The 12,337-nt window shown below is 68.7% G+C and carries 12 protein-coding genes; 10 read left to right on the forward strand and 2 right to left on the reverse strand.

Going from position 1 to position 12,337, the window contains the following annotated elements:
- Positions 1 to 50: 50 nt before the first annotated feature.
- From I8J32_RS10235 to I8J32_RS10255, 5 genes are all read left to right on the forward strand, one after another.
- Positions 51 to 536, forward strand: a complete 486-nt coding sequence (locus I8J32_RS10235; protein ID WP_207526551.1) for a hypothetical protein — start codon at positions 51 to 53, stop codon at positions 534 to 536.
- Positions 537 to 822: 286 nt separating this feature from the next.
- Positions 823 to 1,077 (forward strand): YfhL family 4Fe-4S dicluster ferredoxin, encoded by a 255-nt coding sequence (locus I8J32_RS10240; RefSeq protein ID WP_200611727.1) that lies wholly within the window; start codon positions 823 to 825, stop codon positions 1,075 to 1,077.
- Positions 1,077 to 2,861: a gamma-glutamyltransferase gene (gene ggt / locus I8J32_RS10245; protein WP_200611729.1), complete on the forward strand. Its 1,785-nt coding sequence runs from the start codon at positions 1,077 to 1,079 to the stop codon at positions 2,859 to 2,861. Before I8J32_RS10240 ends, ggt begins: the two co-directional genes overlap by 1 nt.
- Before the next feature lie 161 nt (positions 2,862 to 3,022).
- Positions 3,023 to 3,913: an MBL fold metallo-hydrolase gene (locus I8J32_RS10250; RefSeq protein WP_200611731.1), complete on the forward strand. Its 891-nt coding sequence runs from the start codon at positions 3,023 to 3,025 to the stop codon at positions 3,911 to 3,913.
- Positions 3,910 to 4,635 carry a TMEM43 family protein gene (locus tag I8J32_RS10255; RefSeq protein WP_200611733.1) on the forward strand — a complete coding sequence of 242 codons (726 nt, stop codon included), beginning with the start codon at positions 3,910 to 3,912 and terminating at the stop codon, positions 4,633 to 4,635. Before I8J32_RS10250 ends, I8J32_RS10255 begins: the two co-directional genes overlap by 4 nt.
- A gap of 84 nt (positions 4,636 to 4,719) precedes the next feature.
- Here I8J32_RS10255 and upp read toward each other — a convergent pair whose 3' ends face one another.
- Together upp and I8J32_RS10265 are read right to left on the reverse strand one after the other, a co-directional pair.
- A complete protein-coding gene (upp, locus tag I8J32_RS10260) occupies positions 4,720 to 5,352 on the reverse strand; it encodes a uracil phosphoribosyltransferase (protein ID WP_200611735.1) in 633 nt (210 codons plus the stop codon).
- Between the two features lie 106 nt (positions 5,353 to 5,458).
- Positions 5,459 to 6,955 carry an aminotransferase class III-fold pyridoxal phosphate-dependent enzyme gene (locus tag I8J32_RS10265; protein WP_207526552.1) on the reverse strand — a complete coding sequence of 499 codons (1,497 nt, stop codon included), beginning with the start codon at positions 6,953 to 6,955 and terminating at the stop codon, positions 5,459 to 5,461.
- Between the two features lie 119 nt (positions 6,956 to 7,074).
- Here I8J32_RS10265 and I8J32_RS10270 point away from each other — a divergent pair, with 119 nt between their 5' ends.
- From I8J32_RS10270 to secD, 5 genes are all read left to right on the forward strand, one after another.
- Positions 7,075 to 7,506, forward strand: a complete 432-nt coding sequence (locus I8J32_RS10270) for an Lrp/AsnC family transcriptional regulator (RefSeq protein WP_200611737.1) — start codon at positions 7,075 to 7,077, stop codon at positions 7,504 to 7,506.
- A gap of 109 nt (positions 7,507 to 7,615) precedes the next feature.
- Positions 7,616 to 8,683 carry a tRNA preQ1(34) S-adenosylmethionine ribosyltransferase-isomerase QueA gene (queA, locus tag I8J32_RS10275; RefSeq protein ID WP_200611739.1) on the forward strand — a complete coding sequence of 356 codons (1,068 nt, stop codon included), beginning with the start codon at positions 7,616 to 7,618 and terminating at the stop codon, positions 8,681 to 8,683.
- Positions 8,684 to 8,840: 157 nt separating this feature from the next.
- Positions 8,841 to 9,992 (forward strand): tRNA guanosine(34) transglycosylase Tgt, encoded by a 1,152-nt coding sequence (gene tgt, locus I8J32_RS10280; RefSeq protein WP_200611741.1) that lies wholly within the window; start codon positions 8,841 to 8,843, stop codon positions 9,990 to 9,992.
- Between the two features lie 47 nt (positions 9,993 to 10,039).
- Positions 10,040 to 10,387, forward strand: coding sequence for a preprotein translocase subunit YajC (gene yajC / locus I8J32_RS10285; protein WP_200611743.1), 348 nt, complete (start codon positions 10,040 to 10,042; stop codon positions 10,385 to 10,387).
- A 79-nt stretch (positions 10,388 to 10,466) separates the two neighbouring features.
- Positions 10,467 to 12,335: a protein translocase subunit SecD gene (gene secD / locus I8J32_RS10290; RefSeq protein ID WP_200611745.1), complete on the forward strand. Its 1,869-nt coding sequence runs from the start codon at positions 10,467 to 10,469 to the stop codon at positions 12,333 to 12,335.
- Positions 12,336 to 12,337: the final 2 nt, after the last annotated feature.

A 12,337-nucleotide genomic window follows, 5' to 3' on the forward strand; every position in this document is an offset into this window, starting at 1 on the left:
CACCACCGCTGTCCAGAAACATACTTACGAAGACGGGGAGAGACCGAACCATGAAGATGATCCGCCTGCTGATGACTGCCTGCCTGCTGCTGCCGCTCGCGCTGGGCGCCTGCAAGAAGGAAGAGGCCGCCGTCGCCAACGACGTGCCGGTCGCCGTGCCGACCACCAATGACGACAACGCCTGGAGCGCCTACCTGACCGACGTGGTCCGTCGCAACATGGAAGGCGCGACCAACACCTACGTCTACGTGCTGCCGGGTCCGGACAACCCCGACTTCCAGGGCTATTACGACCGCCAGCTCGAGAAGGCCCAGGCCGACATCGAGCGCGGCATCCTGGAGAACACGCTGATCGCGTTCGGTTCGCCCGATTCCACCCGCACCGCCAATCTCGCCGTGGCCTCGTTCGAGCGCGCCGAAGCCGGCAAGCTCAAGGGTGTCAAGGTGGTCTTCATCGGCAAGGCCGCCGACAGCGACCGCGTCAAGGCTGCCGTCGAGCCGTCGGGCGCCACGTACAAGTTCGTCGAAGCCATGTGACCTGCCGGGCCGCGCGCGCCCCGGCGCGCGCGGTCCTGCCGCCACCCCGACCGCCGGGGTGCGCGCAATCGGGCCGCCGGACGCACCCGGCCCGGCCAAACCCTGACCCCGCGCATCTGCACCTGCGCGGGACTGCGTTCCGAGCAGGGACCACCGGCGCCTGCCTTCGTGCCGTACATTGGCCCGTGTAGCGGACACGGCTGCGATCCGCATCCGGTTCCAGCCACCTGCACCGCGCCAGCTCCGAAATGACCAGGCCGCCACGGCCGCCAGAAGCCCCACCGCAATGGCCCTGAAGATCAACGACCTGTGCGTCAACTGCGACGTATGCGAGCCAGCCTGCCCCAACCAGGCCATCTCCCAGGGCGAAACCATCTACGTGATCGACCCGGCGCGCTGCACGCGATGCGTGGGGCATTTCGACGAACCGCAATGCGTCATGGTCTGCCCGGTCGAATGCATCGACCCGGACCCCGATTTCCCTGAAACGAACGAGCAGCTGCTGGCCAAGCTGGCGCGCCTGCAACAGGAGAGCAAGTAATGCGGCAGCAGATTGCGCGGGTGGTGTCCTCCAGGTTGTTCGCCAAAGGTCTCCTTGTCCTGGCGCTGGTCGTCCCCGGGCTGGGTGTCGCGCCGGTACTGGCCGCATCTGCCCTTGCGCAGGAGCAGGCGCGTCCGGCTGCCACGGGCGACGCGCCGGCGGCAACGCATCCGCCCGGCGCCGCCATCGCCAGCGCCCATGCGCTGGCCACGCAGGCCGGCATCGACACCCTGCGCGCCGGCGGCAACGCCTTCGATGCCGCGGTGGCTGTATCGGCGATGCTGTCGGTGGTCGAGCCCATCAGTTCCGGCATCGGCGGCGGCGGCTTCTTCCTGCTGCATGACGCGCGCAGCGGCAAGGACGTGTTCGTCGATGCCCGCGAGACCGCGCCGGAGTCGGCCACGCCGCAGGCCTATCTCGACGGGCAGGGCGAGCTCGACCGCGACCGCGCGACCAACGGACCGTGGTCGGCGGGCATCCCCGGGCTTCCGGCCGCGCTGGTGCATGTCTCCTCGAAGTACGGCCGGCTGCCGCTGGCCACCGCGCTGGCGCCGGCGATCCGGGTCGCGCGCGAAGGCTTCGAGATCTACCCGCGCATGGAGAAGGGCTACGCCAGCCGTCGCGAGGTGATGGAACGTTATCGCGGGACCCGCGCGGTGTTCCTCGCCGACGGCGACCCGCCCACCACGGGCGAAATCCTGCGGCAGCCGGAGCTTGCGCGCACGCTGGAACTGCTGGCGCAGAAGGGCTTCGACGGCTTCTATCGCGGCGAGACCGCGAAGAAGCTGCTGGCCGCGGTGAAGCAGGAGGGCGGCCGCTGGCGTGCCGACGAACTGGCGGGCTATCGGGTCAAGGAACGCGAGCCGCTGAAGTTCGACTACCGCCAATGGCACGTCACCACGGCGCCCCCGCCGTCGTCGGGCGGCGTGGCGATGGCGCAGATCCTCCAGGTGCTGGAGGGATGGGACCTGGGCAAGCTCGACGACGCGCATCGTCGCCACCTCGTGGTGGAAGCCATGCGCCGCGCCTATCGCGACCGCACCATCTACCTGGGTGACCCGGACTTCGTGAAAGTGCCGGTCGCCCGCTTGACGCATCCGGCCTACGCGGCCGGACTGCGCGCGACCATCCATCCGGACAAGGCCACGCCCAGCGCGCTGCTGCCCGGCCAGCCCGCGCCGCTGGAGGACGATGAGACGACGCACTTCTCGATCCTGGACGCGGAAGGCAATCGTGTCTCCACGACGCAGACCGTCAACCTGCTCTACGGATCGGGCATGGTCGCGCCGGGCACCGGCGTGCTGCTCAACAACGAGATGGACGATTTCGCGCTGCGCCCAGGTACGCCCAATGCCTTCGGTGTCATGGGTTTCGGCGCAAACGCGCCGGCGGCGGGCAAGCGTATGCTCAGTTCGATGACGCCCAGCTTCATCGAGTCCGACGACACCCTGGCCATCCTCGGCGCGCCCGGTGGCAGCCGCATCATCACCCAGGTGCTGCTGGGCATCCTGGGCTACGACGCCGGACTGGACGCACAGCAGGTGGCCGCGTTGCCGCGATACCACCACCAGTGGATGCCCGACGCGATTTCCGCCGAACCCGGCGCGCTCCCCGCCGACACGATCGCGGCGCTGCAGGCGATGGGCCATACGGTGAGCCCGGGCGAGAGCACCTGGGGCAATCTGCAGACGGTCTCGTGGGACAAGCGGACCAACACCCTGGAAGGCGGCAGCGATCCGCGCAATCCGGTGGGCCGCGCCGAGGTGCTGCCCGCCGGCAAGTGACTGCCGGTAGTGACTGCCGGCAAGTGACTGCTGGCCGGCGGCGTGCCGGCGCGGATCCCGGCCATGCCGGTGTAGCGCACCGCCGCTGTCGCCCACGCACGGGGTTCGCGCGATAATCACTCCATGCGATCGACGATCGGCGCGTACAGGATGAGACGGCGATGAAACTCTGGTCCCTGATCGGCAACAGCCAGAAGCTCGATGGCGGCGCGATGTTCGGCAACGCGCCGCGCGCGATGTGGGAGAAGTGGGCGCCGCCGGATGACCAGAACCGCATCGAACTGGCTTGCCGGGCGCTGCTGGCCAGCCCGCTGGCCGGCAAGACCGTGCTGTTCGAGGCCGGGATCGGCGCCTTCTTCGAGCCGAAGCTGCGCGAACGCTACGGCGTGGTGGAATCGCGCCACGTGCTGCTGGACTCGCTGGCCGCGGCTGGCTTCAAACCCGAGGACGTCGACGTGGTGGTGCTCTCGCACCTGCACTTCGACCACGCCGGCGGCGTGCTCGCGCCCTGGGCCGAGGGCGAGGCGCCGAAGCTGGTGTTCCCCAATGCCACCTACGTGGTGGGTCGCGAGCACTGGGAGCGCGCGCTGCAGCCGCACTCGCGTGACCGCGCCAGTTTCATCTCGCAGCTGCCGGCGTTGCTGGAAGGCACGGGCCGACTGGAGCTCGTCGACGGTGCGCATTGCAGGACCCTGGGCAACGCCGTGCGCTTCCACTACAGCGACGGCCACACGCCGGGCCTGATGCTGTCGGAGATCGTCGGGCCGGAGCAGGTCAACGGCGAAAGCCACGGCGGCGTCGTGTTCTGCGCCGACCTCATCCCCGGCCGTCCGTGGGTCCACGTGCCGATCACCATGGGCTACGACCGCAGCGCGGAACTGCTGATCGACGAGAAGACGGCGTTCCTCGAGGACAAGCTCGCCCGCAACGTGCACCTGTTCTTTACCCACGATCCGGGCTGCGCGCTGGCGCAGGTCGTGCGCGACGACAAGGGACGTTTCGGCACCGCGCACGAAGTTCCCGAGTTGCACGCCAGGACCCTGTCGGCGTGAACGCCGCCCGCGCAGCCGCCATGTTGTGCGGGCTGCTGCTATGCGCGGCAGCCGCACATGCGCAGGATGCGACCGAACCGGAGGGCTACCCCGCACCCGGCGAGGTGCTGGTCGACCGCGATTTCGGCGTGGACACGCGCGAGTTCGGGCTGGACCGTCGCGTCGAGATGTACCAGTGGCGCCAGCACGAGGGCGGCTACGAGCGTGTCTGGAACGCCGCCCCGATCGACTCGGGGGGATTCGCCGCCGGCCACGAGAACCCGCCGGAGCTGCCGCTGGAGAACCGCCGCTGGTGGGCGGACCACCCGATGCTCGACGGCCACCCGATGGACGCCGACGTCTTGCGTTCGCTGGGCGAATGGCGCGTGCTGCAACCCAACTTCTCGCGGCTGCCGGCCAACCTCGCCGCATCGTTCCAGCCCGAGGGCGAGGGGCTGGGCAGCGCGGAGAATCCGCTGGACCCGCAGATCGGCGATGTCCGCGTGAGCTGGCGCGAACTGGTGCTGCCACCGCTGGCCGGGAAGGTCTCCCTGCGCGAGGGCGTGTGGCGTCGCGTCGCGCAGGCCAACGCGTCGGCCGATCCGAATCCCGCCGCCGCCGCCGCGCCAGCGCGGGAAAAGGGGCACGCGCAGCGCATGTGGCCGTTGTTCGGCGGCGGGCTCATCGCGATCATCGCGATAGTAGTTGCGACGCGCCGGCGCCGCGAGCGGCGCGGACGCTGAGCCCTGGCGGCTCCAGCCGCCGCGACGCCGGGATACCAGAGCCGCGTGCAGTCCTCGATGGCCGCCCGGCTTGGCGGCGCCCGATCAGTAATGCTTGGTGCCGAAGATCTTGTCGCCGGCGTCGCCCAGCCCGGGCAGGATGTAGCCGACGTCGTTCAGGCGCTCGTCGACCGAGGCAACGAACACTTCCACGTCCGGGTGCCGGTCCTGCAAGGCGCGCAGGCCTTCGGGCGCCGCCACCAGGAACAGGCCCTTGATGCGACGGCAGCCGGCGGCCTTGAGCATGTCGACGGTGGCCACCAGCGTGCCGCCGGTGGCGAGCATCGGGTCGAGGATCAGCGCGATGCGTTCGTCCATGCGGCCGGTGAGCTTCTCGTAATAACCCATCGGCTGCAGCGTGGCTTCGTCGCGCTGCAGGCCGACGACGCCGACCTTGGCCGCGGGGATCAGCTCCAGCACGCCGGGCAGCATGCCCAGGCCTGCGCGCAGGATGGGCACCAGGGTGATCTTGGCGCCCTTGATGCGCTGCGTGGCCACCGGTCCGGCCCAGCCCTGGATCACGATTTCCTCGGTCTCCAGGTCCGCCGTGGCCTCGTAGGTCAGCAGCGTCGCGACTTCGGAAGCCAGTTCGCGGAATTCCTTGGTGCTGATGCCGGCCGCGCGCATCAGGCCGAGCTTGTGGCGGACGAGCGGATGGCGGACTTCGGTGATGGGCATGGGATCGGCGCCGGCGGTGGGTGCCGACTATCTAACGCCCGTACCGCCAAAAAGAAAGGCCGGGCGAATGCCCGGCCTTGCTGGATGTCGCGGGGCGGTCGCTGGCTTACGCCGCGGCGGCCTGCTGCGCGCGCGGGCCTTCCTTCAGCGCGCGGGCGACCATGCCCACGACCAGGTCGATTTCCTGGCTGGTGATGGTGAAGGTCGGGGTGAAGCGCAGCGAGTTGACGCCGCCGTGGATCACGCCGATGCCATGTTCGCGCAGCCATTCCTCGGTCGAGCCGGCGCCGTAGCACTTGAACTGGCTGGACAGCTCGCAGGAGAACAGCAGGCCGGTGCCCTGGACCTTGGTGATCAGCCCGCCCAGTTCGCCCTTGAGCTTTTCCAGCTTCTCCAGCGCTTCCTGGCCGCGTGCGCGGATGTTCTCGCGCAGTGCCGGGGTCACCTGGCCAAGCACCGCCACGGCCACGTCAAGCGCGCGCGGGTTGGTCGTCATCGTGTTGCCGTACAGGCCCTTCTTGTAGATCTCGCCGGCCTGGCGGGTGACGGCGAGCACCGACAGCGGGTACTGGCCGGCGTTGAGCGCCTTGGAGTAGGTCTCCATGTCCGGCGCCTGCGCGTTCTCGAAGCCGGGGTAGTCGATGATCGACAGCACGCCGTTTGCGCGCAGGCCGGCCTGGATCGAATCGACCAGCAGCATGGCGCCGTGCGCCTCGGTAAGGTCGCGGGCGGCGTTGTAGAAAGCCACCGGCACGCCCCGGCCCGGGTCGCCTTCGCCCATCACCGGCTCCAGGAACATCGCCTCGATGAACCAGCCGTTGGCATCGGCGTCGCTGAAGGCCTTCTTCAGGGCGTCGATGTCGTAGGGTTCGATCGCGATCACGCTGTCCTCGCCGCGGAAGCTGGCCAGATGCTGCGCGTAGGTCTTGCGGGAGGAGTCCGAATACAGCGCCGGGCGCTCGGTGCGGCCATGGAAGCTGCCCTTCACCACCAGGCGCTTGATGGCGCGGCCGGCATGGCGGCCGCCGGCGTCGGTCATGGTCTTGGCGTTGGCGTCGACGATGCGCGAGGCCAGCGACACCGACTCCGAGCCCGAATTCAGGCACAGGAAGCGGTCGTAGGGGCAGCCGCCGCGCGACACGCCGATGGCGGCGCGGATGGCCTTTTCAAAGCGCAGCTGCGACAGCGACGCGGTCATGATGTTCGCCATCGCCTGCGGCTTGGCCATGGCCGCGATCACCGCCTTGGGCGAGTGGCCGAAGCCGAGCATCCCGTAGCCGCCCGAATCGTGCAGCACCGCGCCCTTGAGGGTGACGATCCACGGGCCGCGGGCGGTGAGGGCGACGTACGGGTTGACGCCGTCGTCCGGATAGAAGTTGACGTAGCCGGCCTGGACCGCACGGATCTGCTCGTCCTCGTCCAGGTCCAGCAGATGGGCGAACTCGCCCTTGATGGCCTCGTACTCGACGGCGGCGGCGTCGATCGCTTCGACCAAGTCGGAATGCGAGGCGGCCAGTCCGGCGACGATCGCGTCGTCGAGGCCGACGGTACGGCGCTTGCCGGCGTGTGCGCGCAGGGGCGCGAGTTTGTCGATCGAAGCCATCGGAATCTCCTGGACTGGGGCCATCCGGTCATTATCTGAATTAAAATCGTCGATCGGTAGTATGGATTTGGACGAAATAGGCTTATATTTCGTCGAATCGCCGAACGGGATGGGTTCTTGTGAAGGTCACCGCCTCCGACCAGCTGCTGCTCAGCCTGCTGCGCGAGAACGCGCGCGCCTCGATCGCGGAAATCTCGCGGCGGCTCAAGCTGTCCCGGACCACCGTCCAGAGCCGCATCGAGCGGCTCGAACGGGAGGGCGTGATCGCCGGCTACACGGTGCGGGTCAACGAGGCCGCCGAGCACGGGCACATCCGCGCGCACATCATGATCACCGTGCTGCCCAAGCAGATGGCGTCGGTCGTGGACGCGCTGCGCGCCATGCCCGAGGTCCGTGCGCTGCATTCGGTCAGCGGCGCCTTCGACCTGGTCGCGATGGGCGTGGCGCCCAGCGTGGCCGAAATGGACGTGCTGACCGACCGCATCGGCGCCATCGACGGCGTGGAGCGGACCACCTCGTCGATCATCCTGTCGGCGAAGTTCGAGCGCTAGACAGGCGGGCGGGGCAGGCGGGCCGTCCCGGGCAAGGCGCCCCGGCCGGTGCGCGGACGCCCAGGCGGCAGGGCCTACAATGGCCGGCTTTCCCCGGTCCCGCGCGCCCTTGAAGAAGTCCGATTTCCATTACGACCTGCCCCCGGAACTGATCGCCCAGGCACCGTTGCCCGAGCGCACGGGCAGCCGGCTGCTGGTGGTGCCGCCCGGCGGGTCCGGGTTCGAGGACCGGGTCTTCCGCGAATTGCCGGAGCTGCTGCGGGCGGGCGACCTGCTGGTTTTCAACGACACCCGGGTGATCCCGGCCCGCCTGTTCGGCCAGAAGAGCACCGGCGGGCGGGTGGAGATCCTGATCGAACGCATGCTCGGCGGGTCCGATGCGCGGGTGCAGCTGGGCGTGAGCAAGTCACCGCGCGAGGGCGCGCGGATCGTGCTCGACGCCGGCGGCGAGGCGGAGGTGCTGGGGCGCGAAGGCGAGTTCTACCTGCTGCGGTTCCACGTGCCCGAATCGCTGGAGCAGTGGCTGCTGCATGCCGGACGGTTGCCGCTGCCGCCCTACATCCAGCGCGAGCCCGGCGTGGACGACGACGAGCGCTACCAGACCGTGTTCGCACGCGAAGTGGGCGCCGTGGCCGCGCCGACGGCGGGGCTGCACTTCGACGAGGCCCTGCTCGACCAGCTGCGCGAACGCGGCGTGGAATTCGGCCACGTCACGCTGCACGTGGGCGCCGGTACCTTCCAGCCGGTCCGGGTGGACAGCCTCGACCAGCACGTCATGCACAGCGAATGGCTGAACGTCGGGGCCACGCTGGTCGAGCAGATCCGCCGCACGCGCGAAGCCGGCGGGCGGGTGATCGCCGTGGGCACCACCGTGGTGCGCGCGCTGGAGAGCGCCACGCGGACGAACGAGTTGGGCGAACGCGAACTGCAGCCGTTCGCCGGCGAGACGCGGCTGTTCATCCTGCCGGGCTACGAGATCGTCAGCGTGGACGCGCTGATCACCAATTTCCATTTGCCCGAGAGCACGCTGCTGATGATGGTGTCGGCCTTCGCCGGCCAGGCGCGCATCTTCGATGCCTACGCGCACGCCATCGACCAGCGCTACCGGTTCTTCTCCTACGGCGACGCGATGATGCTGTTTCCGCGCCGCGAACAACCTGACGGGCCGCGCCAATGACCGCGTCGCAACGCGCTGTTATCTGCGAGCTGCGGGCTTTTCGCCTTCCGCAACTCACTCCGCGCCCAGGCGAAACAGGACCGGCCGCGCCAATGAACGCGTCGCAACGCGCCGTCATCCAGCAGTTGCGGGCATTTCGCATTTTGGAACTGACCCCATGAGCCGCATGTCCTTCCAACTGCTCGGCACCGACGGCGCGGCGCGTCGCGGGCGGCTGAGCTTTCCACGCGGCACGGTTGAGACGCCGGCGTTCATGCCGGTGGGCACCTACGGCTCCGTCAAAGGCGTCCTGCCCGAACAGGTCCGCGACCTCGGCGCGGAGATCATCCTCGGCAACACCTTCCACCTGTTCCTTCGCCCCGGGCTGGACGTGATCGCCGACCACGGCGGCCTGCACGGTTTCGCGCGCTGGAACGGGCCCATCCTCACCGACTCCGGCGGCTTCCAGGTCTTCTCTCTAGCTCACCGGCGCAAGATCACCGAGCAGGGCGTCAAGTTCGCCGCGCCCACCGACGGCTCCACGGTGTTCCTGGGGCCGGAAGAAAGCATGCACATCCAGAAGGTGCTCGGCTCGGACATCGTCATGATCTTCGACGAGTGCCCGCCGGTGCACGTGGACGGCAAGCCCGTTGGCGAGGACCTGATCCGGCGCTCGATGGAACTCTCGCTGCGCTGGGCCGAACGCAGCAAGCGCGCGCACGAAGGCAACGACGCCGCCCTGTTCGGCATTGTCCAGGGCGGCGTGCACCATGAGCTGCGCTCGCGATCGGCGCGTGCGCTGCAGGACATCGGCTTCGACGGCTACGCAATCGGCGGGCTGGCGGTGGGCGAGACCGAGGCCGAGCGCAACCGCACCCTCGACCACACCGCGCCGCAGCTGCCCGCCGACCGCCCGCGCTACCTGATGGGCGTGGGCCGGCCGGAAGACCTGGTCGAGGCCGTGGCGCGCGGGGTCGACATGTTCGACTGCGTCATGCCCACCCGCAACGCACGCAACGGCCACTTCTTCACCGCCGCCGGCGCGGTCCGCATCCGCAATGCCCAGTACGAGCGGGACACGCGCCCGATCGAGGAGGGCTGCGACTGCTACACCTGCCGGCAGGGCTTCAGCCGCTCCTACCTGCGGCACCTGGACCGCTGCAACGAGATGCTGGGCCCGGTCCTGGGGACTTTGCACAACCTGCGCCATTACCAGCGCCTGATGGCCGGAATGCGCGCGGCGATCGAGGCCGGGACCTTCCAGGACTTCCGCGAGGCCTTCTACGCAGCCCGCGGGCTGGCCGTCCCACCCCTGGAAGGCGCGGCCTGAGGCCGTGGCATAATCCGCCGTTATTTGAATTCCCCGGACCCAAGCCCATGAACCTGCTCGACCTCTTCATCGCCCCCGCATTCGCCCAGGCGGCCGGCCAGCCTCCGTCGGCTGGCGCGTTCGGCGGAATGAACATCCTGTTCCTGGTGGGCATGGTGGCCATCATGTACTTCCTGATGATCCGCCCGCAGATGAAGCGCCAGAAGGAGCACCGCGCCATGCTGGACAAGCTGTCCAAGGGCGACGAAGTGCTGACCAACGGTGGCATCGCCGGCGTGGTCACCGACATCGGCGAGAACTTCATCACCATCGAAGTCGCCGACAACGTGCGCATGCGCTTCCAGAAGGGCGCCATCGCCAACGTCCTGCCCAAGGGCACCTTGAAGTCCGCCTGAGCTGTCGCCACCCCAAGGCTTTGCGGCCACTTCCTTTCATGACGTCGGGCGGCGGGGAGCTGCCCGAAGGAACCCTTCGATGCTGACTTACGCACGCTGGAAATACGCAGTCTTCCTGGTCGTCCTGTTGATCAGCGCGTTGTACGCGTTGCCCAATGCCTTTCCGCAGGACCCGTCCATCCAGGTCACCGCCACGCGCGGCGCGCCCGTGGACGAGGCGCTGCGCAAGCGGGTGACCGACAGCCTCAAGACCGCCGGGGTTCCGCTCAAGCAGGCCGAACTGGTCCCGCAGAAGAACAGCCTGGTGGTCCGCCTGCCCAACGCCGACGTACAGGTGAAGGCGGCCGACACGCTGCGGGCGCAGCTGGGCAACGACTATGTTGTCGCCCTGTTCCTGTCCACCGACGTGCCGGACTGGCTCGAGACGATCCGCGCCAAGCCTATGTTCCTGGGCCTGGACCTGCAGGGTGGCGTGCACTTCCTGATGCAGGTCGACCGCGCCGCGGCATTGGACAAGCGCGTCGATGGCCTCGCCGACGACATCCGCACCCTGCTGCGCGACAACGAAGTGGTCTACGACTCCGTCGATCGCCGCCCGGACAACAGCATCGTCGCCAACCTGCGCAATCCGGCCGATGCCGAGAAGGCGCGCCAGCTGATCGCCCGCAGTCAGCCGACGCTGCCGCTGGAAGTGTCCGGCAACACCATCGTCGCCCGCATCCCGCAGGTGCAGCTCGATGCGATGGCGGTCGACGCGGTCGAGCAGAACGTCACCACGCTGCGCAACCGCGTCAACCAGCTCGGCGTGGCCGAGCCGATCGTCCAGCGCCAGGGCTCCGACCGCGTCGTGGTCGAACTGCCCGGCGTGCAGGACCCGGGTGAGGCCAAGCGCATGATCGGCGCCACGGCCACGCTCGAATATCGCGCCGTCGTGGAAGGCAACGCCTACGACGCCATCGCCTCGGGCAGCATCCCCGCCCAGGCCCGCGTGTACTACCGCCGCGAACTGGGTCCGGACGGCAAGCGCATTCCGGTCCTTCTCAACAAGCGCCTGATCGCCTCGGGCGACCAGGTCGAGGACGCGCAGCCGATCAGCGACCAGCAGACCGGCCTGCCGGCCGTGTCGGTGCGCCTGAATTCCGCCGGCGGCCAGCGGATGTTCGATTTCACCAGCGAGAACGTCGACAAGCCGATGGCGGTCGTGTTCATCGAGCGCCTTCCCGAGACGCGCATCGTCGACGGCAAGGAAGTGCGCAGCTTCCGCGTCGACGAACAGGTGATCTCGGTCGCCAACGTCAATGAGCCCTTCGGCCGCCAGTTCCAGACCACCGGCCTGTCGCGCCAGGAAGCCAACGACCTGTCCAAGCTGCTCAAGGCCGGCTCGCTGGCCGCGCCGATGGACTTCATCGAGGAAAGCGTGGTCGGCCCGAGCCTGGGTGCGGAGAACGTCGAGCGCGGCCTGCGCGCGGTGCTGTACTCGTTCTCCTTCGCGCTGATCTTCTTCCTGTTCTATTACCGCGTGTTCGGCCTGATCACCTGCATCGCACTGATGCTGAACCTGCTGATGGTGGTGGCCGTGATGTCGATGTTCGGCGCCACGCTGTCGCTGCCGGGCCTGGCCGGCATCGCGCTGACGGTCGGCATGTCGGTGGACGCCAACGTGCTGATCAACGAACGCATACGCGAGGAGCTCCGGATGGGGCTGCCGCCGCAGACCGCGATCAGCGAAGGCTACAAGCATGCCGCCGGCACGATCGCCGACGCCAACCTGACCGCCATCCTCGCCGGTGTCGCCCTGTATGCCTTCGGCACGGGCCCGGTGAAGGGCTTCGCCGTCGCGCTGATCGTCGGCATCCTGACCTCGATGTACACGGCCGTCTCCGTGTCGCGCGGCCTCGCCACGCTGATCTACGGCGGCCGTCGCAAAGTACAAACGCTCTGGATCTGAGG

It is taken from the genome of Lysobacter solisilvae (assembly GCF_016613535.2).
GTDB lineage: Bacteria > Pseudomonadota > Gammaproteobacteria > Xanthomonadales > Xanthomonadaceae > Agrilutibacter > Agrilutibacter solisilvae.